The organism is Flavobacterium reichenbachii (assembly GCF_002217435.1).
Classification (GTDB): domain Bacteria; phylum Bacteroidota; class Bacteroidia; order Flavobacteriales; family Flavobacteriaceae; genus Flavobacterium; species Flavobacterium reichenbachii.
In genome coordinates, this window is the sequence record NZ_MUHF01000027.1 from 16,953 (window position 1) to 43,049 (window position 26,097).

The following is a 26,097-nucleotide window of genomic DNA, read 5'->3' on the forward strand; positions in this document are numbered from 1 at the left end:
ATTACTCAATCCTTTGAATAGTATAACTGGATTGTGTTTTATCTCCTGCCAATAATTTACCCAATTTAGAATTGACTACATAAACATTTCCATCAGAAGCCAAAGCTGCGGTTGTTGGAAAATCTTCTTTTCCTATATTGGTTTCGCTTATTTTTGAAGCACTTATCCATTTATTTGTGCTTGATAAAGTATAGGTTTTGCCCAGACCAAGTCCATTTTCTACCAATACTAAATTATTGTTTTTGTCGAATTCAATACCATCGGGAGCGCTGAATGTAGTTCCGGTAACGGTAGTAATAGCCGCAGGATTAGAAAGTGATATTTTAAACAACTTCGAATCATCTGTTTTTACAGCCAGTAAATAACCATCAGGATGAAAGACAATTCCGTTTAAACCAAATTGATTGGGAGCAGGCTGAAACAAGACATTGGTTAAAAATAAAGAGGGAATATAATTTTCATCAATCTTATAAATATTTGGAGAAAATGAATCGGTAATGTAAATATTTCCTTTGGCATCTACCGCGATATCATTTAAACAAGATCCTGCATTTGGTGTAAAATTTTTCAAATCAATTTCTTTGATTAATTCACCAGATGTAAGATTGAAAATGCTTACTGATGCAATACTTCCGGCGCTTGCTGCAGTACTTCTCTGAGAAATACCCAAATCGGCATTAGCGACTATTAAGCGGTTTCTGAGTTCATCAGTATAAATTCCGGTTGGTAAAACCAGTTTACCGCTTGTAGCAAAAACGGTGGCCTGACCATTTGCATTCATTGTATAAACAGCTCCCTTATATAAGGAACTAAACAGGAATTTTTCATTTTTAGAATCGTAATCAATTCCTTCAGGATAAAGACCAATATCAGTAATGGTGTATTTACTTTGAAAAGAAGCTGAGGTGTTACCCGATTTTTTTTCGCTGTCGCAAGCTATGAACAGAATTGAAAGTGCTGTAATTAAGATGATCTTTTTCATTTTTATTTTTTTAAATTATTTGTCAGTATTGACACTGCAAATCTGGGACAGAATAAGAAAAATAAAAATGAACTGGTTTAGGAAATAAGGTTGAACTGGTTTAACTTTTTGATGTTTTGCCGTTGCGTATTTTGCTTAAATATTCGGTACTGAAACCCAAATAAGAAGCCAGCGCATATTGAGGAACGCGTTTTGCAATTGCAGCATATTTGCTCATAAATTCGTCGTAGCGTTCTTCGGCTGTTTTGGTAAAATTTGATAATAATCTTTTTTGCTGAAAAGCTAACGAACGCTGGGTTATAATGCGCTCAAATTTTTCGAGTTTCGGAATATCTGCCAGAAACTTTTGTTCGTCTTCGTATGTAATTTGAATAAGAACAGAATCTTCAAGGGCTTCTACAAACAAAGTTGCAGGTTCCTGATAAATGAGACTGCTGTAATCAGAAATCCACCAGTCTTCTATCGCAAAAGACAAAGTATGTTCTCTGCCTTCTTTATCTACCAGATACCCTCTAAAAGCGCCTTTTACCACATAACTTTTATGGCTGCATACAAAACCGGGCTGTACAATAAATTGTCTTTTTTTGACCTTGGTAATTTTCAAAAAAGAAGCGAGATGATTTTTTTCTTCATCTGATAAATCTACATATCGTTCTATATAATGTATGACCGGTAGTACGTCTCCCATTCAACAAAGATAAAGATTTTTAAAATTCAATAGTAAGAAATCCTAATAGTGAAATTCTAAATATTAAAATTTAAATTATTTTTTATGTTTGAATTTCATAACTTTGTCCCATGAACGAATATAATGCTTCTGAGCCAATAGACTTTAATACTTCTGAGTTAAAACTCAAGGGGTTCAAAGTCTATCAAATAGGAACAGACTGCAGTGTTATCCCCACTTACAACCGCAGGGATTTCTATAAAATCAGTATTATTACCGGCGAGAGCATTATTCATTATGCAGACAGAGGAATTGAAACTAACGGTACTACCTTGTTTTTTGGTAATCCTCACATTCCATATTCCTGGGAGCTTCTTTCAGAATCTTATAATGGGTTTGCGTGTGTTTTTACAGAGGAATTTTTAAGGGTAAATGATCGTTCAGAAAGTCTTCATGAATGTCCGTTGTTTAAGATAAGCGGCACGCCGATATTTTATTTATCGGCTGAGCAAAAGACTTTTATAACTTCTTTGTTTCAGAAAATGATTGTGGAGCAGGATACCGATTATGTTTTTAAAGATGATTTAATGCGAAATTATATCAATCTGATTATTCATGAATCGATGAAGATGCAGCCTTCAGAAAATTTCTTCAGACATAAAAATGCTTCTTCCAGAATTACCTCTTTATTTTTAGATCTTCTCGAAAGACAATTTCCTATTGAGACCAAAGACCAGCCTTTAAAACTAAAAACGCCTCAGGATTATGCACAAAACCTTGCTGTTCACGTAAATCACCTGAATCGTTCGGTAAAAGAAATCAGTGGAAAATCTACAACAGCGCATATTAGCGAGAGAATTATAGGCGAAGCAAAAGCTTTATTGCAGCATACCGATTGGAGCGTTGCAGATATAGGATTTTCGTTAGGATTTGAGTATCCGAGTTATTTTAATAATTACTTCAAAAGGCTTACAGGAACGATTCCGAAATCGTTAAGAATGTAAATTGTTTGAAAATCATAATTTTTTGTTTGAATTTCATTATTTCTGATCCTGTTTACTGCTGTAAATTTGCACTCAGATAATTCATCTTATATCAGATTTATTGCCGGCTAAAATAACTTCATAAGCAGATTCGCAGCTTGGTTTAGTATCAGCAATAAATAGCTTTATAACATTTAAGGCAAAAGGTATTACTCAAATAAATTTTAAATAAAAACTAACTTAATTTAATAACTAATTTTATGTCAGCAAAATACACAACAGTTACTGAAGAAGGTAAAATTCCGAATACGTATATGACAGGAGATGTTTTTTATAAAAAACAAACCAGTGATATACATCCCGAAAATACAATCATCAAGGATGTTGCATTTGAGCCTGGATCAAGATCTAACTGGCACAGCAATGCAAGCCTGCAATTAATCATTGCTACAAACGGAGATGGATATTATCAAGAAAGAGGAGGAGCGGTAAATCTAATTAAAAAGGGTCAGGTTATTACTGTTCTGCCGGGCGTTGAACATTGGTATGGAGCAACTCCGTACAGTTCCTATTCGCACATTTCTATAAGCACAGAAATTGATAAAGGACACGGAATCTGGCTTGAAAGTGTAACAGATGAGGAATATTATAATTATACTAAATCTTAAATTATAATAAGTAAGATACAGCAGTGGTAAAAAAAACAAACCCCCTTAAGCAATTCAACTCTTAAAGGGGTTTTAAAAATAAATAATAACCAATTAAATTTATTTTTTGTTTAAGCTTTCTTTAAGCAACTTGGCGTGTTCTAAATGCGCGGTCAATCCTGCGATATTATTAGAAGCCCAAAGTTTAAGATCTTGATCAGTTGCTTTGTCAGCTGTTTTTTGCAATTTGTCTATTGCTTTTTCGTGTCCATCCACCATCATATCAGCGAATTTTTTATCGAAATCAGCACCAGACTTTTCGTTTAATTTATTGTATTCGTCTTTACCTTCGTCAGTTAAAGAAGCAGGAAGCGAGTAGTTTTTTGTTTTTGCCAAAGCACTTACCTCAGAAGCTAATTTTGTATGATCGTCTACTATCATTTTACCAAATTTTTTCACTTCAGGATTTGTACCTTTTGACTGAGCCAATTTTCCTAATTCAATTTCAGCTAAATTTATTTCAGCGATATCAACTACAAATTCAGCATCGTCTTCTTTATCATCAACAGAGTCAAATTTTACTTCGTTATTGTCTTCTGCAACTTCTTTTGGATCTTCCTGTTTTGTTTCGTTTTTACAAGAATTTAAAGAGATAATAATAAGTAATGCTCCTAAAGCAGCTTTTCCGGCTAATAATAACTTTTTCATGATTTGTATGGTTTTAATGTTATAATGTAAAATTATTTAGAATGTAGATGATTATTTTACAGCATTTTAAAATAATGTTATAGGATTTAGATGCAGGAATAGACTGAATAATACTATGGGATAAAAATTAATTCTATATTAGCCTAAAAGAATTTGACAAGCCAAATTTCAATAATTACGATGCAATCAATATGAAAATTATTAAAATAATCTATGCCGTTTTGTTTGTACTGGCGTTTTTTGTGTATCTAAATTTTTTCTCAAGTTTTGTTATGCCGTGGCAGAAAGAAAATGCAATTCAATCTGTTTTGCTGGTGGGGAGGACTTAAACAATTTCCAAAAGATTCAGAAATAATTAGCATTAGAAAATACGGCAGCGCTTTTACCCAACAGTACAAAATTGAATTTACAAGTTCAAAATACGAAATTGAAAAATGGATTCTATTAAGTAAAAGGCTGAAAAATAATAATCCGCAAATTAAAGGAAAGACAAAAATATATCAAGTTCATCCCGGTGAAAATAATTCCTTGGGAGGAGAAGTAATAATAGACGGGAATAAAGTTTTTATCAGTATGAGCTGGATTTAGTACAAATAATATGAAGAAAATAGCAATAATTTTATCTTTTACTCTAATAAGCTGTAATGAAGTTACACATTCAAAATTAGGAAAAGAGTATGCAGTACAAGAACTTCAGGAAACATTAGCAAACCCCCAAGACAACAATTTTGTAGACAACAAAGAATTTATAATTAAGGACAAAAAAACCGCCATAGCAGTATCAGAACCAATTCTATTCGAAATTTATGGCAAATCGCATATAGAAGATCAAAAACCTTATGAAGTTTATTTAATTAAAAATTATTGGGTAATCAGAGGAACGCTGATGCATCTTTCATTTGGAGGCACTTTTTTAATTATAATTGATGCTCGAAATTCCAGAGTCTTGAGAATAATTCATGGAAAATAAAATTAATTTAAAATCAAATCATAAATGAAATCTAAAAATACTTTTACCATATTACCTTTCTTGTTCATCTTTTTTACCTGTATCTCTTATTCGCAAATGGGAGAAGGCCATAAGTTTTGTGACGAATTAAAAGATGGAAAATACTTTCCGCTGTCTTATGAGTTTAAGAAAAAAATATTATGGTCTAAGTCTTTTTACTGGGAAACCAGAGAAGGTACTAAAGTAATAAACGGAAAAACTTATGTCGAAATTAAACAGGAATGGGAAGATAAAAGTATTGTTTTACTTTATTGCAGAGAGGAAAACGGAGTGGTGTATCAATATGATGAGGAATTAAAAAGAGATGATATCAGATTTGATGAAAATTTCAAGGAAAACAAAAATTGGAAATTAGCAGACGGTAAAACTACTTATAAAATTATATCTTATAATGGAGTATTGAGGACGCCTTACTGCGAATATAAAAATTTGTTGGTAATTGATGCTGTGATGAATTATGGTCACTTTAATTTTTATTATTTAAAAGGCCATGGTTATATTGGAGCAACCAAAGACGGACATCTTATTTCTTGTTTAACTCCAGAATGGTAATTCTGATGTACCAATAAACATAAAATAATAACCTAAAAACCCAATTCGACGAATTGGGTTTTTTTATGCCTGTAACCCAATTAATTGATAGAGTTAATTATAGAATTTCCAGTTGTAATTATGTAACAAAATTCTTGGATTTTTGAGGGAACTTTGATTTACACCAAACAATTTAAATCTAAGATAAATCACGAATCATGCAAAATTCATCAATAAGAACCGAGAGTCAGTACAAAGGACTTTTGAAAGAGGGATATAAAAAAGCGAAGTCTGATGTAATTGTAAAATCATCAGATACAGCAGAAAAAGGACAAAAGAATAAACCATATGATCTTTGGACAAAAGAAGAATTGTATGAGGAAGCTAGAAAAGCAGGTATTCCGGGACGTTCTTACATGAATAAAAAAAACCTAATTAAATCATTACAAAATAAATAAATATCATGAATGCAGCAGCGAGAAAAGCAAACTTAATGACTCAGCTTATAAAAACGCCGCATTTAGTAATTGACAAGCTTGATCTGGCTTACGTAAACGATCATCAGCTTACTATTGTGCGCTGTCGTGAAGGAGAAGAATTTGTTTATAAAAAAAACGGGCGTCACGTAAAGAATAAAAAAGAAATAGAACGTTTTAATAGTCTGGTACTTCCTCCGGCATGGCAAAATGTACGTATTACAGATTTGACCAACGGACATCTTCAGGCAATTGGAACTGATGATAAAAATAGAAAACAATACCGATACCATCCGAGATGGAATATGATTCGGAATCAGACTAAGTTTTATAAAATCGCAGAATTTGGAAGCAAACTGCCTTTGATCCGAAAACGAGTTGATGAAGATCTGGAACAAAAAGATTGGTCTAAAGAAAAGGTAACGGCGCTGGTAATTAGGTTAATGGAAGAAACACATATTAGAATCGGAAACGAAAAATATGCCAAAGACAATAAATCATATGGGCTTTCTACCTTAAGAAAAAGGCATATTAATATCAATAAAAATACGCTTCGTTTTGAATTTATAGGTAAAAAAGGAAAACAACATACCATTACGACAAAGAACAAACAATTGGTAAAACTAGTGAGCCGATGTGAAGAGATTCCGGGGCAGCAGGTTTTTAAATATTATGATAATAATGGCGAAAGAAAGATTTTAGACAGTCATATGGTAAATGAATATCTGCATCAGATATCAGGAGAATACTTTAGTGCAAAAGACTTTAGAACCTGGGCCGCATCTATTATTTTTTTTGAAAGTCTCATTGATCTGGGAATTACAACTGACGAAAAAGAAATTAAGAAAAACATTTTGTCAGCCTTTGACTGCACTGCAGAAGCTTTGGGAAATACAAGAAATGTATGTCGAAATTATTACGTTCATCCGTTATTGATTTCGACTTATGAAGACGGATCAATTGGAAAATATTTTGATATGGTAAAAAAAAGCCGAAGCAATAAGAAATATTTTTCGCGCACAGAAACTGCTTTTTCAGAATTGATTGAAAATTATCAAATTAATCTGGTTTAATTCAGATTTATATATAGAACAGAGTTGAGGTTCTCTTGTAAAAGCCTAAAATAAGTATTAACTAAAAAACTATTATTATGTTACGATGGACAGTCACATTTATTATTCTAGCCATAGTGGCGGGAATATTTGGATTTGGTGGAATTGCCGCCGGAGCCGCGAGTATAGCTAAAGTTTTATTTTTTATATTCTTAGTCTTATTTGTTATTTCACTAATAAGCGGAAGAACAAGAGTTTAAAAATAAAATCAGTAAATAATATCAAATAAAAACGACACATCTACAATCTGTACATGTGTCGTTTGACTTTTAAAAAAAAATAAAATATGGGAACAAAAAGCGGTGCTTACCAAGACGTTTACATCAAAAGAGAAAATGAAATGGTAAGCTTAAAAAATGATGTTACAGATTTTTGCGAGAAATATATAAAACCCGTACATCCTGAAAACTGGGATTGGTCGGTTCGGGATTTTGAAAATCCGGATAATGATCCTACAATCGAAGAAGCAAGAGCCATTGGCCGAGTTGTTTTTAGAGATTTGTGTGATACATTAGAAACTGATGTTGATCTGTCGACAATGAATAATGTTGAAGCAATAAAGGCTTATCTGCATCCCGATGGTAAATATGAAGCTTTTAATATGGAAGAGTTTGCTTTTGCATTAAAAGTTGAACTCGAACATGGAAAAATAAAAGATGTGAATGTGACCAATAATCACCCGTTTTTGACTGCAATGATTGCATTGGCACACATGACAGAAAGTTTAACGTATTATAAAAGACTGAAAGTAATGGAGGCAGAGGGCGAGATTTACGAGATTCTTCGTAAAATTGAAAGCTCATCTCAAGGGAAAGAAGATTGGTATATAGAATTAGGAAAAGCCGAACAAGAACTAAGCGAAGCAAAAGCTGGATTGGAAGAGCGTCTGGCCAAAATGGACGATATTCCTGCACTGGAAATAATTGGAGATTAAATACTGTTTTGATTCTGCAAAAAAAGAGAGGTTTGTCTAAAAACAAACCTCTCTTTTTTTGAATATCATATAATGATTTAAAATTTTCTTGGATCATTTTCAGGATATTCTTCCTTATCATTATCTTCCTGAACATCATCTTCGATATAATCATCGTCCTGATCAATATCTTCCAGATCGTCTTCGGTTTCGTCAAAATCCTCATCTTCACGAGCATCAGAAGGATTGTCAAGTTCGTCATTTTCGTCTTCCTCCAAATCCTCTTCTACATAATCTTCTTCCTCGTCAAGATCTTCGTCGTCCAGATCATCATCGCTTTCCAATTCAACTACATAGATATCTTCATTAGTATCGTCAAGGTCTCTGTCTTTATGGAAATCATCGTCCAGATCGTCCAGATCATCATCGTATCCTATTGCTTCATCTGGGTTAGGAGTATCAGGATTGTGGCCGTTTCGTACTGTAAAACCACGCTCTGCTATTTCTCTATTGTCGTTATCAGACTCTTTTTCATTATCAATTTCATTAAAAAATCCGTTGATACGACCACTTCTATTGGTGTTAAAATTTTGATTTTTTGAATCTATATTTTCTCCCACCATGCTGTTTTTATTATCAATATTGCTCATGACGTGTGTTTTTTATATTTATATATACAAAGCTAGCTCTAAAGTAAAAGGATTTATTATAGAATTTTTTTGTCTAATTGCATAATTAACAGATGTTTAGAATGGAACTTTAAACGCATAATAGTATAACTTAATTGATGCTCTGCAGTAGTAATTTTAAAAATTATAAATCAATAAAACTAGTACCATGAAAACTACAAACAACAATAAAGAAACCGCACCTAAACAAGATACAATAAAAGGAGCAGTAAAACCAAAAGCAGATGCTGCAAGCGGATTAACAGAATTATTTGAAGATGGATTAAAAGACATATACTGGGCAGAAAAAGCATTAACTAAAGCACTGCCGACTATGAGTAAAAATGCAACTTCTCCAGAACTAAAAGACGCGATTGATAATCATTTGACTGAAACTGAAGATCAAATTATACGTTTGGAGCAGGTTTTTAAAATTATAGGAAAAAAAGCCACCGCCAAAAAGTGCGATGCAATGGAAGGTTTAATAGAGGAAGCTAAAGGAATTCTGGAAGAAACCGAAATTGGAGTAGTGCGTGATGCAGGAATAATTGCTGCAAGCCAAAAAATTGAGCATTACGAAATTGCAACATACGGAACTCTAAGACAATTTGCAGAAACACTTGGACTTCCAGATGCTGCAGCAATACTTGAAGAAATCCTGGACGAAGAAAAAGGAGCTGACAAAAAACTAACAGAAGTTGCTGTAAATGCAGTTAATCTTGAAGCTGCTGAATTAGAATAGAAGAAAAGAAAGTAATATAAGTTTATAAAAGTGCAGTTGAGGCTGCACTTTTTGACTGTCAAAAAAAAACAGTATGCCTGAAGGTCCATCAATAGTAATTTTAAAAGAGGAAACACAGCATTTTACCGGGCAGAAAATTATTTCTGTTTCTGGAAATGCTAGTATTGATATTAACAGACTGCAGGACCAGACGATACGTGAATTTAGGACTTGGGGAAAACATTTTTTGATTTGTTTTAACGATTTTACAGTCAAAATTCACCTGTTGATGTTTGGTACTTATCGCATTAATGAGCGAAAGGAGCTTGCACCGCGTTTGAGTTTAGGCTTTTCTGACGGTGAACTTAATTTCTATACCTGCTCTGTCAAAATCTTAGAAGGAGATATCAATACACATTACGATTGGAGTATTGATGTCATGAATGAAAACTGGAATCCAAAAAAAGCAAAACTAAGTTTGGATAAAGTAAAAAATAAAATGATCTGCGACGCTGTTTTAGAACAGGATATATTTTCTGGAGTAGGCAACATCATTAAAAATGAAGTGCTTTACCGATGTTATATTCATCCGGAATCTTTGGTGGGTAAAATTCCAGATGAAGAACTCAATCAGCTTATCAGCGAATGTTCCATCTACAGCTTTGAATTTTTGTATTGGAAGAAAAAATTCGAACTGAAACAGCATTGGCTTGCTCACACCAAAAAGACCTGTCTGAGATGTAATCTTCCCTTTCACAAAAAACAAACAGGCGGTAAAAAACGCCGTAGTTTTTTCTGTACCAACTGTCAAAAATTATACGAATGAAAAATGATATTTTAATAGGATGTTCGAGTTACAATAACCGCTTTTGGAAAAGTATTTTTTATCCCGAAAATATACCCGTATCGAAATGGTTTGATTATTACTGCCAGCATTTTGATACTTATGAGATGAATGGAACTTTTTATAAATTCCCGACCCTAAAAGTGCTGGAAAACTGGTATAAAAAGGCTCCGGAGAACTTTCTGTTTTCTGTAAAAGCACCAAAAGAAATCACACACATTAAAAAATTTATAGATTGCGAAGATCGCTTAAATGAATTTTATGATTGCTGTGAGGAAGGACTAAAAGAAAAACTAGGTTGTATATTGTTTCAATTTCCTCCGAGTTATGATTTTAGCACAGAAAAACTTCAGAATATAATTGGAAAATTAAATCCAAAATTCAAAAACGTGATCGAATTCAGACATAAAAGCTGGTGGAATCAGGAAGTTTGGGATGCTTTTTCAGAAAATAATATTACATTCTGCAGTGTGAGTTATCCTGGTCTGCCCAATACAATTTTTTACGCATTTCCACTTTTATACATTCGCATGCATGGAGATATAAAGTTGTTTTATTCCAGTTATTCATCAGAAGAATTAGAAATTGTAAAAAACATGCTCGCGCTGCGCCACCAAAACGCTTTTGTGTATTTTAATAATACCGCCAGCACCGCAGGAATTCTTAATGCTTTGGAGTTAAAAGCAAGTGCTGTTAATTTAGAAACAGCTTCATTATAAATATAAAAAAGTATATGCCGGTCTGCAAGTTTTAATTCTTTGCATTCCGGCATATACTTTTTATATATTTTTATAATTGAAATATTACAATTCCAATGTTCCCTCAATACCGTCATCCATTGTCTTTCCGGTAACAAGAGCAGCAGTCATTTTTGCAATTGCAACTAATTTCCCGTTTTTATTATTCCAGTAATAACCATCTTCTGGAACAACTTTAATGACACTTAAATTTGGATCGTCAATACCGCCCGGCATCCAGACTTTTATGATCGGATCATATAATTCTTCAATAATTTCACGTTTGTATAGAATAGATGCAGTTCCGTGCAATGTTAAAAACTTATCTTGTGGTGCAGAAAAAAATAATTCTACTACAGGATTCTGAGTAATTTCAGCATTTTGGCTGCTGTTTCTGTCTGATAAAAACCAGAGATTTCCCAATTCGTCAACTTTCTGAACAGACATTGGTCTTGATTGCAGTCTGGTTTCATTATATGTACAAAACATACATGTTTTAATATCTTCTGCAAGATCTTTTATCTTATCTGCAGCAAGATTATCACTAAGGTCTTTATGATCTCCCATAACGTTATATTTTAGTTTGTTATTAAAAAAATGCGGAATCTTTCCTTTAGGAAATACTTTATTTCTCTAAAAATTCCTGAATTGTAAAGTTCACTTTTTACGTTTTTTTCCGGTTATAGAATTTGATTTTAAAATTATGAGATTTCAATTTATACCTTAATTTAAAGGAGCATTAAAATTAAATATTTTGACTATCTTTGAAAAGAAATAACATCTCGCCACTAATTTACACAATGACAGATTTGACCATTTTTTACACAGATGATGATGAAGATGACTTGAACATTTTTACAGATGCAGTAGAGTCTATACCAGAAAAAATACAATTACTGACTTACACTGGAGGAGAAAAATTACTAGACGCAATTTACAATCCTCCGCCGACTCCTCATATGGTATTTTTAGATTTAAACATGCCGGGAAAAAATGGGTTTGATGTATTATCGGAATTAAGAAATTCTGGAGAAAATAATATTCCCGTTATAATTTTTTCGACTTCTAGTGAGCCGGGCATTATAGAAAAATGCCGCTTTTTGGGAGCCAATTTATTTATTACAAAACCAATTTTAATGAAGGATATTGTAAAATCTATTCAGCATGCTTTGGCAATAAATTGGAAAGAATTTGTACCAAATTCTAATAACTTCGTTTATAAAGCTTAAAAAAATAAACCACATAAGTTACAGCTGTAATTTATGTGGTTTAAAAATATACTACAATTCAGGCAGGAAAATTTCAAATGCTGCACCTTTTCCTTTTTCGCCTTCTGCCCGAATAATTCCTTTATGGTTTTCTACAATTTTCTTAACTATTGCTAAGCCTATTCCGGTTCCCAGAAATTCTGTCTCCGTATTTAAGCGCTGAAAAACTTCAAATATCCTTTCTTTATATTCTGGATCAAAACCAATTCCGTTATCTGAAATTTTAAGATGATAATATACTTTTTCCGGAAAATCTACCGGAAAGTTCAACAAATCTCCTTTTATTCTCTTTCCTGTTATTTCGACATGCGGAGGCTGGTCTTTTTTAGAAAATTTCAATGCATTTCCAATCAAATTATGCAGCAGCTGTCTGATCTGAAACGGCATAACAATGGCTTCACCAAGCGTGTCAGAATGCACAACAGCCTTTGTTTCTATAATTCGCTCAGAAAAGTCGCTTATTACTTCTTCGGCGATTTCGTCTAAATTTACTTTTACAAAAATCCTTTCGGCAGAATTTGTTCTGGAATACGTCAGCAGATCTTGTATTAAAGTCTGCATTTTTTTGGCAGAAACTTCAATACGGCTTAAGTAAGTTTTGGCTTTCGCCGAAATATTCTGTTCGTCTAATTCTGTTAAACGGCTTGCAAAAGTCTGAATTTTACGAAGCGGTTCCTGTAAATCGTGACTTGAGATATAAGCAAACGACTGCAGTTCTATATTCATATTAATTAGATCTTTGTTTTTAAGTTCCAATTCTGCAGTACGCTCCGAAACCTGATTTTCTAATTGTGTTGCAAAATTCTTCTGATCCTGAATATCGGTACTTGTGCCAACCCACATTTGTATATTTCCGTCATTATCTTTTTGTGCGATAGCGCGGGTCAAATGCCAGCGGTATTGATTGTCATGTCTAAGAAAACGGTGCTCCAGCAAAAAGTCATTTCCTGTTTTTAAGGCTTCAATCCAATGATTGATGCTTTTTTTACGGTCTTCGGGATGTACAATCTGCAGCCACCCGTTTTTCTTGATTTTTTTTATCGGAATTCCAGAATAAGTATTTACAGATTTATTGAAATAATTGATATTTCCCAAAGCATCGCTGGTCCAGATGTGCTGCGGCATAGAGTCGGAGAGAAGCCTGAACTTTTCTTCGTTTTTCATCAACACGTGACGGCTGTTTTTTTCATCCGTAATGTCCATAACCGTTCCAACCATTTTTATTGGAGTTTCATTTTCGTCAAAAAATATTTTGCCGTGCGCTTTTATCCACGAAAGTGAATTATCATTTTTTATAATACGGGATTCATATTTGTAAATACTTGTTTTAAGAGCTTTTGCATAAGCTTCCTGCAAAATATGAAAATCATCATGATGTATTAAACTCTGAAGTTCAGGTCTTGTCACTTTTGCATTCTTCTCAAAACCAAAAATCTTAAGTAAATTTTCAGAATAAATAATATCCTGAGTAATCAGATCTACATCCCAGGTTCCGACTTCGGCAATTTCAGAAGCTAAACGGGCTCTCTGCTCTGCATCTTCCACTTTTTTCCTCGCTTCCACTTTATCGGTGACATCGCTTACAGTAACCATAACACCAGATATTTCTCCTTCTTTTTCAAATAAAGGAGTATATTGATAATCAAGATAAAATTTTTCTATTATGCCTTTAACTTCAACATAAGCAAGAGATTCTTTTTCTCTGACAGTTTTACCATTTATAAAAACATCATTAAGTAATTCGGGATATTTTTGTTCTTTTAATTCAGGAAATACTTCCACTATTGGTCTTCCAATTACTTCACTTTCCTCTTTTTCCCAAATTACATCAAGCATTGTGGTATTTGCCATTTCAATAACATGGTTTTTACCTCTTAATATGGTCATCGCAATAGGAGATTCCATAATTAAATTTCTAAATGCATTTTTGCTTTCGGTCAAAAGATGGCGCGCATTTACAGATTCTGTAACTTCATATGCTGTAATTATTACGCCCGATATTACACCGTTTTCTTCCCTTAACGGATTAGAAATCAAATTAAAATAACAAACTTCCTGTTTACCATAACGGTGTAATTGTATAGGAAATTCATCTGCAGCGTATTCTGCGCCTTCTTCGTAAACTTTAGAAAGAAAAGGATAAATTGTTTGTTTGATCTCTGGTACAGAATCAAATATCGGTTTGCCTAAGATGTCTTTTTCCTGTTTATCGACAATTTCCAGATAGGCATTATTTGCCATTTCTATAACTAATTCTTTTCCTTTTAAAATTGCGATTCCAAGGGGTACCTGTTTTACGGTATTTCTAAATTTTAAATCATTTTCTTCTACCAGGAGGCGGGCTTTAACCTGAGCAGTAACATCATTTGCAATTGCTGTAATGCCAGAAATAGTTCCGTCTGGTTCCTTTAAGGCATCGTAAATAAAATTAACATAGATATCTTCGATTCTGCCGTTTCTATTCAGTTTTACAAGTCGTTCGTGAGCTTCAAATTTTACGCCGGTTGTGTAAACATTTTCAAGTACTATTTCTAATCCCTGACCTTTTACTTCTGGTAATGCTTCAAATACGGGTTTGTCTAAAACTTCATGTATTTTTCTTCCCCATAATTCGAGCATATGTTTGTTGGCAATTTCTACCGTAAAATCATCACCTCTAAAAATGCACATGGCATTTGGTGTCTGGAGAATGTTGTTAAGATAACGTGTATTACTGTCTTCGAGTTTTCTTACCAGTTCTATCTTATCGGTAGATTCATTGCAGAGTACTAATACTCCCGACGGTTTTCCAGCTTCATCAAATACGGGACTATAGCTAAATGTCCAGTAAACATCATCCATTTTTCCGTCACGATATATAGAAAGATATTGATCTTCATGCAGTATAGATTCTCCTTCACTAAGAACCTGATCTATTAAGGGTTTTACAGAGTCCCAGATTTCCGGCCATGATTCTGCACCTTTCTGACCTAAAATTGCAGGATGTTTTCCTTCATTTCCAAGACTTGGTCTGTAAGCATCATTATAAAAACAAATATGGTCCGGTCCCCAAAATAAAAACATGGGGAATTTAGAATTTAATAATATCCCTAATGTAGTGCGTAAACTCTGAGGCCAGAAATCAACCGAACCCAAACTGGTTTTGTTCCAGTCAAAGTCACGTGTTAATTTACCCATTTCGCCTCCATTGGCAAGAAAAATTAGATTTGAGGTATCCATTAAAAGCTTATTTGTCTTTGTATAAAGGTATTAATCTCCCTAAAATTTATTATTAATTGCTAAAATTAAGCAATTAAATTTTGAAAATTATTTTGTTTAGTGAATGAGATAAAAATTAAATCATTAGAGTTAAAGTTATAGCTTATCAATGATGAAATTTGAATATCAATAGATTTAAAAAAAATCTTAATACGATGAAATCATGAAAAAAGAACTCTCAAAACACGAAACCGACTATATAAAAAAGTATCAGGAAGAAGGTTATACTGTAAACTTTTTGTTTCAGAATAATACTTTAATAGATTCAGAAACAAAAAATGCTTACCAGCCCGACCAGATTTTTATTGTGGCGCACCATCGCTACGAAGGAATGAGTGATCCGGACGATATGTCTATATTGTATGTAATAGAAACAGAAGACAAAAGAAAAGGTACACATTTAATAGGATACGGCCCTACAGCGGATTTAGAAGAAGCTGAATTTTTTAAGGATATTCCGAAAGATAATTATTCTAAAAATGCCGACATAAGCGAACTTACATAAAATAAAATAGATTGATATTTTTATTTTGCTGATGAGCAGTTGTTTCAGATTTATCTGAGGCAGCTGCTTTTTCAGTTTGTATTTAATATGAAAGTGTTTGTAAAGGCATCAAACAGCTAAAAATCAAGGTTTTATTGGGCTAGATTTTAATTATGAAATATCTGACGAAAATTCTGTAATATTTTGATTAGCAATATATGCGAAATTTGAATTAAGAAAATAAGATATAAATCATATATACGGTTTGATACATAAATGAGTAAAAAACCGCTTTTTTTAAACCAAAACCGAAATGAAAAAACTTTACTTAAATACAGGAAAATTTGATGTTATTTTTAACGATCTTAAAGATACATTTGGAGGTAAGATGACCACCAATGCAAACGAATATAAATTGACTTTTAAATCTAAATGGGCAAATGGAACAATAAGCGGCGCTCGTTTTGAAAAAGAAATGACTTATCTAAATTTTGACCTGACTTTTGATGTCGATGTAAATTTAAGCATAGAGTCTAATCCGTTTGCTCCTATATATTTTGCTTATTGCCAAAAAGGAAGTTTTACACACAGTTTTGGTATAAATGGCCAGGCTCAAATTTTAAAACAGAATCAAACTGGTATTATGAACAATACATCTGCAATTAACAGTGTATTGCATTTTGAAAGCCATAAACATATTCAATTCTCATTGGTTGGAGTACCAACATTTGCAGAAGAAAGTGCTTATAATTTTGATTTTACTACAGAGTTAAAGAAAAAATTTACACATGAATCTGGAAACTTTATTTATGTAGGCGGACAGCACTTAAAAATTAGTCAAAAAATGCAGGAATTAAATACAATTCCGCAACAAGGAACAGTTCGTACTTTGTTGATGAGAAGTATTTTAAGAGATATATTAGAGCTTGAGATTGCACAGCACAGTTACAATTATCTTAACGCTTTTAACCCAATCGTAAATTTGGCAGTAAGACAGTTAAATGAGATCAAGAGAATCTCTCATATGAATTTCTCAGAAGTTGTATACGCTGCAGGATCTGCAAGCAGAAAATTTGTACCACGTATTTTTAAAGAAAAATACCATTTATCATACAAGCCATACGGCCAAAAATTAGCTAGCTAGTAAGCAATCCATACCATTCACTTCCAAAAACAGCTTTTCCGGCTGTTTTTTTTTGTTTAATATTCAAGAAAATTTAATTATTCCTTTTCATAATAAATAATGAAGTAAACCATAGTAAGATTGAAACAAAACGAAACACTATTAGTGATAATTATGGGCAGATCACTTTTTAGAATGCCATAAACAATCCAAACCGCGAGGCCGAAAGTTAGAGTGCCAAACATTTTTAGCGAAATAGCTCTAACTTTCTTGGTTTTATAAACTTTTACAATCTGCGGAATAACAGATATTGTAACACATGCGCCTGCAAAGAGGCCGAGAATATCAACGTAATTCATAAGTTCTATTTTGTTTCTGGATGGCTTTTGATTTAAGATAAATTAAGAATTATCCGTTAACCAATTCCCCTCCGTTTATATGAATAAATTGTCCGGTGATATAACTGCTGTCTTCAGAAGCCAAAAATACGTAGGCTGGTCCAACTTCAGACGGCTGTCCGGCTCTTTCCATCGGATTGTCTTTTCCAAAATCAGAAAGTGTGTCAAAACTTGCCACTATTAGCGGCGTCCAGATAGGACCGGGAGCAACACCGTTTACTCTTATTTTGCGTTTGGCCAGCATTGTAGATAATGATCTGGTAAAACTTACAATAGCACCTTTTGTACTAGAATAATCGACCAAGTGCTCGCTGCCGCGGTATGCCGTAACAGAACTGGTATTAATTATAGTATCGCCTTCGTTAAGCAGGGGCAAGGCCGCTTTTGTAATATAAAAATAAGGATAGATATTGGTCTCAAAAGTTTTATGAAGCTGTGCTGTTGTTACCTTTTCAAATTCTTTTTGAGGAAACTGAACAGCAGCATTATTAACCAATATGTTTATTTTCTTAAAATGCGATTGACATTTTTTGATTGCAGCTTTGCAAAATTTCTCGTCTTTTAAATCGCCGCTGATGATCAGACACTGTCTTCCTTCTTTTTCAATCATTGCTTTGGTTTCCAGCGCATCTTTATCTTCGTTGAGATAGACAATAGCAACATCAGCACCTTCTCTTGCAAAATGTACGGCAGCACTGCGTCCAATGCCGCTGTCGCCTCCGGTAATAAAAGCGACTTTTCCTAAAAGTTTCCCGCTGCCAACATAATTTTCTCGTATAATTTCAGGTTCTGGGTTCATTTTATGTTCATTACCTGGAAGATTCTGTTTTTGTTCGGAAAATGTCTTTTTCTTATTTTTTGTATCCATTTTAAAGTAATTTTAGACTTACTAAGGTATTTCTCAAATCCCAAAAACTGTAACCTGAAAAAAAATAAAAATAGCGCGATCAAGCAATTAGATTGTTTTTTAAAAGAAAAATCTTTCAAATTAAACAAATAGCAAAATAAGAGCAGAAAACTGCCACAAGCAGCGTACTTGCTATTAGAAAGTTAAGTTGAAACATGGGAATTTTGAAACTTTTTTAATTTTATTTAAAAAAGGTGTTCCATCTTTTTTATTTAAATTTGAAATTCGCATGTCTTTTTTAAACCTAAAAATTTAAAGAGGATAATTATTACAACCACCCCTAAAAACGCATTAACCACCAAAAAGCATGGTATTAATTGTAGACGATATTCAGGCAAATATAATTGCCTTAAAAAAAACATTAGAGCTTCATAACATAGATGTAGATACCGCAGAATCTGGTGAAGAAGCTTTAAAGAAAATTTTAAAAACCGATTACTGTCTTATTATCATGGATGTTCAGATGCCTGGACTTGATGGTTTTGAAGTTGTAAAAATCCTTTCGGGAAACAAGCGGACAAAAGACATTCCTGTCATTTTTCTCTCTGCACTTAATATTGAGAAAAAATATATTTTTAAAGGATACGAAACGGGTGCGGTAGAATATATTACAAAACCTGTAGACAGCGATCTGCTTATTCTTAAAGTAAAAACATTCATAAAATTATATGAACAGCAAAGAGAATTAAAAGCGACAAAAGATCTTCTTTCTAAAGAAATAAAAATAAGAAAAGAGGCGCAGGACAATCTCGAAATTAAAATTGCGGAACGAACAAAAGAGCTAGTTCAGAAAAATGAAGAACTGGAACTTAGAAATCATGAATTGCAGCAATTTTCATGGGTTGTTTCTCATGATTTGAATGAACCAATACGGAAGATTCAGATCTTTATAAAAATCATAAAAGACTTATATTTAAAAGCAGACGAAAAAGGAGTTGATTATGTAGACAGAACTATAAAATCTGCAGAAAGAATGCAGACTTTAATTACAGATCTGCTGGCGTATTCAAGACTTTCTTCTCAGGTAAAACCCGAAACTACAGATCTCAATATTGTACTGCAGGAAGTGCTTTCTGATTTTGATTATCTGATAGAACGTAAAAATGCTGTTATTAAAACTACAGAACTTCCTATAGTTAGCAGCATTCCGAGTCAGATGCGTCAGGTATTTCAGAATTTGATAGGAAACGCACTTAAGTTTTCCGGAGCAGTTTCTGAGCCTAAAATTGAAATTACATCAGAAATAATTGCAGAAAAAGATTTTGACAGCCCTGTTGATTCAAATGGAAAATTTTGCAGGATTACAGTAAAAGATAACGGAATTGGTTTTGATGAAATTTATCTGGACAGAATCTTCATTATTTTTCAAAGTCTTAACGACCGCCAGACTTATGAAGGAACCGGAATTGGATTGGCAATTGCTAAGAAAATAATCGATAAACATAACGGCCTTATTACTGCAAAAAGCAAACCAGGCGAAGGCGCAAGTTTTATTATAATTCTCCCATCTATATAAGCTACACTTAATTTTAAATCAAAAAATGAAGAACAATTTTAAACGAAATTTATTATTCAGCTCGACCGTTTCGATGCTGATTTTAATGATTAGTTCTACAGCATCTTTTTTAAGCATAAAAAGTCTGCTCGAAAGTAATTCCTGGGTCAATCACACCCAAGAAGTTATTTACAATCTAAATGCGGGATCGTCTGTTCTTACAGATGCGCAAACCAGCATGAGAGGTTATATAATTACAGGAAATCAGGATTTTTTGAACGAGCATTACGATGCCGAAAAAATTTCGAAAGGTTATTTTGAAAAATTAGATGAATTAACAATTGATAATAGTTCGCAGCAAAAAAGATTAAAAGAATTAAAACCGCTTCGCGAAAACTTTTTTAAATACCTGCACAATCAAGTTGTTAAGAAGCAATTAAATAAAGATGCTGTCAATTTTGACCTTGAAGAAGGAAAAAAAATGATGGACGAATTGCGAAGTAAATTTAGAAGCATAGAAAATACAGAGCAAGTGCTTTTAAAAGAGCGTGTGGCTAACTCTGAGCGTTATGGCAACTATAGTTTTGTTTTAATTATAACAGCGTTTGTGATCGCTTTTGTGATCACGCTGGTGTTTTTTGCCAGAATTTTAAAAGATCATAATGAGCGTACTCTGCTGCAGGAAGAGCTGGAAGTAAATAAGGTTGAAACTGCCGAAAGAATTGAAGTAATCAGCGGTATTGCCAGCAATATTTCTAAAGGAAATTATGATGTTCATATTGACGATAAAAAATCGGATACTTTAGGAGCGCTAGGAAGTTCTCTGCACGAAATGAGAGATTCGCTTAAGACTTCATTCGAATTATTATCAGAGAAACAATGGCTTCAAACTGGTGTTGCCAGTCTAAACGAGAAAATGCTGGGCGATAAATCTATTGAGAAATTATCAAAAGACGTAATCGAATTTTTATGTCAATATACCAACAGCAGTGCAGGAGTTTTGTATGTACTCGACGGAGAAGAACTGGCAGTTTCCGGAGGATACAGCTATATAGCAAGTAAAAACCGAGAAAGAATTAAAAAAGGCGAAGGACTGATTGGCCAGGCTATTACATCTGGAAAAATGTTAGAGTTAAAAGCGTTATCGGCAGATGATATCCAGATAAATTATGCTTTAGGTCAAATTAAACCAACACATATTGTAGCAATTCCGCTAATTGATTTTAAAGTTGAAGGAGCAGTAGAATTGGCTAGTATTTACGGATTTTCTCAGCTGCATTTAGAATTTTTAAATCTTGTTGCTAATAATATTGGAGTTGCTATTAAATCGGTACAAAACAAAAGACGTGTTCTGGAATTATTAGAAGAAACCAAAGCGCAGTCTGAAGAACTTCAGGAACAACATACCGAATTGGAGGCAATCAATGCCGAATTGGAAGCACAAACTGAAAAACTGCAGGCTTCTGAAGAAGAATTGAGAGTGCAGCAGGAAGAATTAGAGCAGACTAATGAAGAATTGTCTGAACGAAGCGTTCTGTTGGAAGAAAAAAATACTGAAATCCAGAAAAAATCGGAAGCATTAGAACTAACGACACGATATAAATCTGAGTTTTTGGCCAATATGTCGCACGAATTAAGAACTCCGTTAAACTCTATTTTATTGTTGAGCAGATTATTGTCTGAAAACAACAACAATACAATGATCGGCGAAGAAATCGAATTTGCAAAAGTTATTCAGAGTTCAGGAAACAGTTTACTTGGTTTAATAGACGAAATTCTTGATTTATCTAAGATCGAAGCAGGAAAAATGGAGTTGGAGTTTCTGGATGTTTCTACAAAAGAAATTACAGACAACTTATATAGTTTATTTAACCAGCTTGCTAAAGAAAAAGGAATCAATTTTGAAATCATTGCCAACGAAGCGCCAATTGTTATTAAAACAGACAAAATGCGTTTGGAGCAAATTCTAAAAAATCTGATTTCTAATGCAATTAAATTTACAGAAAAAGGAACAGTCAGTCTGGAAATAAAAGTAGATTCAGACGATGATAAAATCATTTGCTTTATTGTAAAAGATACCGGTATCGGAATTCCTGTAAACAAACAACCGCTTATTTTTGAAGCTTTTCAACAAGCAGACGGTTCTACAAAACGTAAATACGGCGGTACAGGTTTAGGATTATCAATCAGCAGGGAATTGGCTAAATTACTTAGAGGAGAAATTATTCTTCACAGTAAAGAAAATGAAGGAAGTACTTTTACTTTGTGTGTTCCTGTTTTAGGATATGCAATAAGCAGAGTGGCAGCAGATAAAATTCCGCATGCAGAAATAATTACTGAAGAATCTGAAGAGCCGGCACAGCCAAAATATATTAGTGATTTAATTCCGGACGAAATTGAAGACGACAGAAATAATATTGCAGAAGGCGATAAAGTAATTTTAATTGTAGAAGACGATATAAATTTTGCAAAATCTCTTTTGGCTTTTACCCAGAAAAAAGGATATAAAGCCGTTGTTGCCGTAAGAGGAGATTATGCCCTTAATTTTGCTTCAATCTACAAACCGGCAGGAATTCTGCTGGATATAGAACTTCCTATTAAGAGCGGGTGGCAGGTACTTGAAGAGTTAAAAAATAATTCTCAGACCAAACACATACCGGTGCACATCATGTCATCGCACAAATTAAAACAAGAAAGTTTGTTAAAAGGTGCTGTTGACTTTTTAGACAAACCTGTTGCTTTTGATAAAATGCCTGAGGTTTTCAGCCGAATTGAACATATTATTACAAAAGAATCTCAAAAAGTTCTAATTATAGAAGATAATCCAAAACATGCAAAAGCTCTGGCTTATTTTCTGGAAACATATAATATAAATTCTGAGATTAAAAGTGAAGTTTCTGAGGGATTATCTGCTTTAGGCAAAAGCGATGTAGACTGCGTAATTCTGGATATGGGAATTCCGGACAAACAAGCTTACGAGATTTTAGACAGTGTAAAGAAAAACCCTGGATTAGAGAATCTTCCTGTAATTGTTTTTACAGGGAAAAGTTTATCTATAAAAGAAGAACTTAAAATAAGAAAATATGCAGATTCTATTATCGTAAAAACCGCTCATTCTTACCAAAGAATGCTCGACGAAGTTTCGCTTTTCCTGCATTTGGTTGAAGAAAAGAAAAAAGGGAATTCGCCTCAGGAAAGTCATAAAAAACTGAATTCTTTAAATAATATTTTATTTGAAAAAAAGGTATTAATTGTAGATGATGATGTGCGTAATATTTACTCTTTATCTAAAGCTTTAGAAGCATTTAAGATGAATGTTATTACGGCTTTTGACGGAAAAGAAGCAATAAAAATATTAGACGAAAATCCTGATACTGATGTTGTTTTGTTAGATATGATGATGCCAAATATGGACGGATATGAAACTGCAGAAAAGATAAGAAGCAATCCGAAATTTCTTAACTTAGCTGTAATTGCCGTAACGGCTAAAGCAATGACTGGCGACAGAGAAAAATGCATCAAAGCAGGAGCCTCAGATTATATTACAAAACCAGTCGATGTAGATCAGTTATTATCATTACTGCGTGTCTGGCTTTATGACAAATTCTAATTTTTAAAGTATTTCAAATGAATAAAAAACGATTATTGATTATAGACGACGATTCGAGAAATATTTTTGCTTTGGTGAATACGCTAAAAGCAAGATCTTTTGAATGTTCCTCTTGCCTGAGTGCCGAAGAAGCTTTGAAAATACTAGCAGAAGATAAAACATTTGATGCTGTTTTGATCGATATGATGATGCCGGAAATGGACGGATATGAAGCCATTCCGTTGATAAAAGAACTGCCTTCGCAAGAATCTGCTTATGTAATTGCAGTAACAGCGCAGGCTATGAAAGGAGATAAAGAAAAATGCTTAGAAGCCGGGGCAGATGCTTACATCTCAAAACCTGTAGATGTAGATAAATTACTTCAGATTTTAAATGAAATTTGATTGAAATTGAAATGAATTATGATTGAAGATATTGAGTTAGAAACTCTAATAAATGACGTTTATGAATATTATGGTTTTGATTTTGGAAGCTACTCTAAAGCCTCTCTTAAAAGACGTGTAAACAGGATTTTTCATTTAGATGGATTTACGCATTTTCACGATTTTCTTTCTAAAGTGCGCACAGATCCTGAATATTATAAAAAAATGGTTGACGAAATTACGGTAAATGTAACCGAGATGTTTCGTGATCCTTCTTTTTATATGGTTTTAAGAAAAGAAATTCTACCATTATTAGGAACAAAACCATTTATAAGAATTTGGCATGCAGGCTGTTCTACCGGAGAAGAAGTTTATTCTATGGCTATTTTATTAAAAGAAGCCGGATTACTGCATAAATCTATATTGTACGCTACAGATGTCAATGCAACAGTTTTGGAAACTGCAAAAAAAGGAATTTTTCCTTTAAGAATGATAAAAGACTATGCCGATAATTATCGCGATTCTGGCGGACAGCAGGACTTTTCTAATTTTTACATTGCCAATTACGGCTTTGCAAAATTTAATGAAGATCTGGCAGAAAAGATGGTTTTTTCGCAGCATAATTTAGTTTCAGACAATTCGTTTAATGAGTTTGATCTTATTTTATGTCGTAATGTTTTGATTTATTTTGATAATAAACTGCAGCAAAGAGTCATCAATTTATTCGATGACAGTTTAGCAATTTTAGGTTTTTTGGCTTTAGGAACTAAAGAAACTATAAAATATTCTATTTCTACAAGCAAATACAAACAGATTGAGAAAGAGAAAATATGGAGGAAAATAAAATAATTACAGGCTGTAAAGTCATAATAATAGGAGGATCGGCAGGGAGTCTGTACGCCCTCATACAAATATTGCCAGAAATTGTTAAGGTAAATTCTTTTGCGATTGTTATTGTCGTGCACAGAAAAAGCTCAGACGAACAAACCTTAGAAGATCTGCTAACTTTAAAATCAAAACTAGAAGTAAAACCTGTTGAAGACAAAGTGCCGCTTTTGCCCAATTATATTTATATAGCACCGTCAAATTATCATTTATTATTCGAAAAAGAAGAAACGCTGTCTTTAGATACATCAGAAAAAATAAATTACAGCAGGCCTAGTATCGATGTTTCTTTTGAATCTGCTGCAGAAGTGTATGGCAGTTCTCTGATCGGAATATTATTATCAGGCTCTAATAAAGACGGAACTTTAGGTCTGCAAGCCATTCAGGCAGCCGGAGGTACAGTTGTAGTGCAGAATCCGCTTTCTGCAGAAATGCCGTTTATGCCCAATAACGCCATTTTAAATATGACACCCGATTTTATTTTAAATGTGCAGGAAATATTAGAATTTATACTCTCTGTAAATAGTACAGAAATATAACTACTTTTCATCTTCAGGAAGTGGTATTTTATTCAGTTCCTCTTCCTTTTCAGCTTTTCGTTTCGCCGCTTTTCCTTTTCCTATCGGAATTCCTGCAGTTAAATAAAGGGATCTGTTATACTGCGTCGGGCTTGAATCTCCTTTTAATAAAGGAACCAGTCCATAATAATACTGAACCGTTATATTTAAACCGTACCCTATATTCAGATGATATCCTGCGCCTACAGCAATACCCGCATCGATAACATGAAATTGATCTTTGATTGTTTTTTTGTAAACAATATTGTCTTTGTCAATGTCTTTAGAAAATTTATCAAAAGCCGTTGCCAATAAACCTACCTCCGGTCCCGCTTTAAAATAAATATTATTTTTAAACTGATATTTTATCAAAATGGGAACATTAAAATAACGGATTTCGCGGTCCACAGTTCCTCCTTCAAAAGTGGCATCCAGCCCGGCATCATTCAAAGAATACACAGGAATATTATTGGCTCCCATGGGAGATTTTACGATTACTCCCGTATTAATCATCCAGACCGGATTTTTTTTAGATCTGAAATCGAAGTAAAAACCCAAATTAAAACCAACATTTGTTCCCGAAGATTCCTGATTAGAAATACTCGAAAAATTTGTACCGCCTTCTAAACCAAATTCCAAAAAAGGCGAATTGAGTTTGTCTCCAAAAATTAAAGAAATTAAGACCTGAGATTGTACAGCAGTTGTAGAAATCAATACGATAAAAAGAAGTGAAATCTTTTTCATGATAATAA

29 protein-coding genes are annotated in these 26,097 nt (G+C 33.4%); 20 read left to right on the forward strand and 9 right to left on the reverse strand.

Going from position 1 to position 26,097, the window contains the following annotated elements; translation table 11 throughout:
• Nucleotide 1: 1 nt before the first annotated feature.
• Both B0A68_RS20650 and B0A68_RS20655 read right to left on the reverse strand, forming a co-directional pair.
• Nucleotides 2–982 carry an SMP-30/gluconolactonase/LRE family protein gene (locus B0A68_RS20650; protein WP_035680523.1) on the reverse strand — a complete coding sequence of 327 codons (981 nt, stop codon included), beginning with the start codon at nucleotides 980–982 and terminating at the stop codon, nucleotides 2–4.
• Nucleotides 983–1,082: 100 nt separating this feature from the next.
• Nucleotides 1,083–1,670 carry a Crp/Fnr family transcriptional regulator gene (locus tag B0A68_RS20655; protein WP_035680520.1) on the reverse strand — a complete coding sequence of 196 codons (588 nt, stop codon included), beginning with the start codon at nucleotides 1,668–1,670 and terminating at the stop codon, nucleotides 1,083–1,085.
• A gap of 110 nt (nucleotides 1,671–1,780) precedes the next feature.
• Here B0A68_RS20655 and B0A68_RS20660 point away from each other — a divergent pair, with 110 nt between their 5' ends.
• Nucleotides 1,781–2,653, forward strand: a complete 873-nt coding sequence (locus tag B0A68_RS20660) for a helix-turn-helix domain-containing protein (RefSeq protein WP_035680517.1) — start codon at nucleotides 1,781–1,783, stop codon at nucleotides 2,651–2,653.
• Nucleotides 2,654–2,892: 239 nt separating this feature from the next.
• Entirely contained in the window at nucleotides 2,893–3,300 is a 408-nt protein-coding gene (locus B0A68_RS20665; RefSeq protein WP_035680514.1) for an AraC family ligand binding domain-containing protein, read from the forward strand.
• A gap of 99 nt (nucleotides 3,301–3,399) precedes the next feature.
• On the opposite strand, the gene B0A68_RS20670 is transcribed toward B0A68_RS20665, so the two are convergent.
• Entirely contained in the window at nucleotides 3,400–3,987 is a 588-nt protein-coding gene (locus B0A68_RS20670) for a DUF4142 domain-containing protein (protein ID WP_035680510.1), read from the reverse strand.
• 291 nt (nucleotides 3,988–4,278) lie between these two features.
• Between B0A68_RS20670 and B0A68_RS20675 the strand changes: the two genes are divergently transcribed.
• The 7 genes from B0A68_RS20675 to B0A68_RS20705 all read left to right on the forward strand — a co-directional run bounded on the left by B0A68_RS20675 (nucleotide 4,279) and on the right by B0A68_RS20705 (nucleotide 8,049).
• Entirely contained in the window at nucleotides 4,279–4,575 is a 297-nt protein-coding gene (locus tag B0A68_RS20675; RefSeq protein ID WP_035680508.1) for a hypothetical protein, read from the forward strand.
• Between the two features lie 10 nt (nucleotides 4,576–4,585).
• Complete coding sequence (locus tag B0A68_RS20680) at nucleotides 4,586–4,957, forward strand: YbbC/YhhH family protein (RefSeq protein ID WP_051892427.1); 372 nt, start codon at nucleotides 4,586–4,588, stop codon at nucleotides 4,955–4,957.
• A 24-nt stretch (nucleotides 4,958–4,981) separates the two neighbouring features.
• The gene (locus B0A68_RS20685; protein WP_123947534.1) at nucleotides 4,982–5,548 is read left to right on the forward strand and encodes a hypothetical protein; all 567 of its coding nucleotides are present in this window, start codon (nucleotides 4,982–4,984) and stop codon (nucleotides 5,546–5,548) included.
• A 197-nt stretch (nucleotides 5,549–5,745) separates the two neighbouring features.
• Nucleotides 5,746–5,985, forward strand: coding sequence for a hypothetical protein (locus tag B0A68_RS20690; RefSeq protein ID WP_035680501.1), 240 nt, complete (start codon nucleotides 5,746–5,748; stop codon nucleotides 5,983–5,985).
• Nucleotides 5,986–5,990: 5 nt separating this feature from the next.
• Nucleotides 5,991–7,076, forward strand: a complete 1,086-nt coding sequence (locus tag B0A68_RS20695; RefSeq protein ID WP_035680499.1) for a DNA topoisomerase IB — start codon at nucleotides 5,991–5,993, stop codon at nucleotides 7,074–7,076.
• Between the two features lie 77 nt (nucleotides 7,077–7,153).
• Entirely contained in the window at nucleotides 7,154–7,315 is a 162-nt protein-coding gene (locus B0A68_RS20700; protein ID WP_084678966.1) for a DUF1328 domain-containing protein, read from the forward strand.
• A gap of 86 nt (nucleotides 7,316–7,401) precedes the next feature.
• A complete protein-coding gene (locus B0A68_RS20705; RefSeq protein ID WP_051892426.1) occupies nucleotides 7,402–8,049 on the forward strand; it encodes a DUF5661 family protein in 648 nt (215 codons plus the stop codon).
• 77 nt (nucleotides 8,050–8,126) lie between these two features.
• On the opposite strand, the gene B0A68_RS20710 is transcribed toward B0A68_RS20705, so the two are convergent.
• Nucleotides 8,127–8,678: a hypothetical protein gene (locus tag B0A68_RS20710; protein ID WP_051892425.1), complete on the reverse strand. Its 552-nt coding sequence runs from the start codon at nucleotides 8,676–8,678 to the stop codon at nucleotides 8,127–8,129.
• A gap of 187 nt (nucleotides 8,679–8,865) precedes the next feature.
• On the opposite strand from B0A68_RS20710, the gene B0A68_RS20715 reads away from it, so the two are divergent.
• From B0A68_RS20715 to B0A68_RS20725, 3 genes are all read left to right on the forward strand, one after another.
• Nucleotides 8,866–9,438 carry a YciE/YciF ferroxidase family protein gene (locus tag B0A68_RS20715; RefSeq protein WP_035680496.1) on the forward strand — a complete coding sequence of 191 codons (573 nt, stop codon included), beginning with the start codon at nucleotides 8,866–8,868 and terminating at the stop codon, nucleotides 9,436–9,438.
• 73 nt (nucleotides 9,439–9,511) lie between these two features.
• The gene (locus B0A68_RS20720; RefSeq protein WP_035680494.1) at nucleotides 9,512–10,243 is read left to right on the forward strand and encodes a DNA-formamidopyrimidine glycosylase family protein; all 732 of its coding nucleotides are present in this window, start codon (nucleotides 9,512–9,514) and stop codon (nucleotides 10,241–10,243) included.
• A complete protein-coding gene (locus B0A68_RS20725; RefSeq protein ID WP_035680492.1) occupies nucleotides 10,240–10,980 on the forward strand; it encodes a DUF72 domain-containing protein in 741 nt (246 codons plus the stop codon). The genes B0A68_RS20720 and B0A68_RS20725 overlap by 4 nt, the downstream gene beginning before the upstream one ends.
• 84 nt (nucleotides 10,981–11,064) lie before the next feature.
• Here B0A68_RS20725 and B0A68_RS20730 read toward each other — a convergent pair whose 3' ends face one another.
• Complete coding sequence (locus tag B0A68_RS20730; protein ID WP_035680489.1) at nucleotides 11,065–11,565, reverse strand: pyridoxamine 5'-phosphate oxidase family protein; 501 nt, start codon at nucleotides 11,563–11,565, stop codon at nucleotides 11,065–11,067.
• Nucleotides 11,566–11,762: 197 nt separating this feature from the next.
• Here B0A68_RS20730 and B0A68_RS20735 point away from each other — a divergent pair, with 197 nt between their 5' ends.
• Nucleotides 11,763–12,227 carry a response regulator gene (locus B0A68_RS20735; RefSeq protein ID WP_051892424.1) on the forward strand — a complete coding sequence of 155 codons (465 nt, stop codon included), beginning with the start codon at nucleotides 11,763–11,765 and terminating at the stop codon, nucleotides 12,225–12,227.
• A 51-nt stretch (nucleotides 12,228–12,278) separates the two neighbouring features.
• Here B0A68_RS20735 and B0A68_RS20740 read toward each other — a convergent pair whose 3' ends face one another.
• Nucleotides 12,279–15,485, reverse strand: a complete 3,207-nt coding sequence (locus B0A68_RS20740; protein ID WP_035680482.1) for a PAS domain-containing protein — start codon at nucleotides 15,483–15,485, stop codon at nucleotides 12,279–12,281.
• A 202-nt stretch (nucleotides 15,486–15,687) separates the two neighbouring features.
• Here B0A68_RS20740 and B0A68_RS20745 point away from each other — a divergent pair, with 202 nt between their 5' ends.
• Both B0A68_RS20745 and B0A68_RS20750 read left to right on the forward strand, forming a co-directional pair.
• Nucleotides 15,688–16,029, forward strand: a complete 342-nt coding sequence (locus B0A68_RS20745) for a hypothetical protein (RefSeq protein WP_035680480.1) — start codon at nucleotides 15,688–15,690, stop codon at nucleotides 16,027–16,029.
• 292 nt (nucleotides 16,030–16,321) lie between these two features.
• Nucleotides 16,322–17,152, forward strand: a complete 831-nt coding sequence (locus tag B0A68_RS20750) for a hypothetical protein (protein ID WP_035680477.1) — start codon at nucleotides 16,322–16,324, stop codon at nucleotides 17,150–17,152.
• A gap of 77 nt (nucleotides 17,153–17,229) precedes the next feature.
• Here B0A68_RS20750 and B0A68_RS20755 read toward each other — a convergent pair whose 3' ends face one another.
• Complete coding sequence (locus B0A68_RS20755; RefSeq protein ID WP_035680475.1) at nucleotides 17,230–17,490, reverse strand: SemiSWEET family sugar transporter; 261 nt, start codon at nucleotides 17,488–17,490, stop codon at nucleotides 17,230–17,232.
• Nucleotides 17,491–17,539: 49 nt separating this feature from the next.
• A complete protein-coding gene (locus tag B0A68_RS20760; RefSeq protein ID WP_035680472.1) occupies nucleotides 17,540–18,397 on the reverse strand; it encodes an SDR family oxidoreductase in 858 nt (285 codons plus the stop codon).
• Nucleotides 18,398–18,743: 346 nt separating this feature from the next.
• Here B0A68_RS20760 and B0A68_RS20765 point away from each other — a divergent pair, with 346 nt between their 5' ends.
• Genes B0A68_RS20765 through B0A68_RS20785 form a run of 5 tightly spaced genes read left to right on the forward strand, consistent with a single transcriptional unit; the run spans nucleotide 18,744 to nucleotide 25,327 of the window.
• Nucleotides 18,744–19,952: a hybrid sensor histidine kinase/response regulator gene (locus tag B0A68_RS20765; RefSeq protein WP_035680470.1), complete on the forward strand. Its 1,209-nt coding sequence runs from the start codon at nucleotides 18,744–18,746 to the stop codon at nucleotides 19,950–19,952.
• Between the two features lie 25 nt (nucleotides 19,953–19,977).
• Nucleotides 19,978–23,541, forward strand: a complete 3,564-nt coding sequence (locus B0A68_RS20770) for a response regulator (RefSeq protein WP_035680467.1) — start codon at nucleotides 19,978–19,980, stop codon at nucleotides 23,539–23,541.
• A gap of 17 nt (nucleotides 23,542–23,558) precedes the next feature.
• Nucleotides 23,559–23,924: a response regulator gene (locus tag B0A68_RS20775; protein ID WP_035680465.1), complete on the forward strand. Its 366-nt coding sequence runs from the start codon at nucleotides 23,559–23,561 to the stop codon at nucleotides 23,922–23,924.
• A gap of 18 nt (nucleotides 23,925–23,942) precedes the next feature.
• A complete protein-coding gene (locus tag B0A68_RS20780; RefSeq protein WP_035680464.1) occupies nucleotides 23,943–24,752 on the forward strand; it encodes a CheR family methyltransferase in 810 nt (269 codons plus the stop codon).
• Entirely contained in the window at nucleotides 24,734–25,327 is a 594-nt protein-coding gene (locus B0A68_RS20785; RefSeq protein WP_035680462.1) for a chemotaxis protein CheB, read from the forward strand. The genes B0A68_RS20780 and B0A68_RS20785 overlap by 19 nt, the downstream gene beginning before the upstream one ends.
• Here the strand turns inward: B0A68_RS20785 and B0A68_RS20790 are convergent, their stop codons facing one another.
• The gene (locus B0A68_RS20790) at nucleotides 25,328–26,089 is read right to left on the reverse strand and encodes a porin family protein (protein ID WP_035680458.1); all 762 of its coding nucleotides are present in this window, start codon (nucleotides 26,087–26,089) and stop codon (nucleotides 25,328–25,330) included. It abuts the gene before it with no gap.
• Between the last annotated feature and the right edge of the window lie 8 nt (nucleotides 26,090–26,097).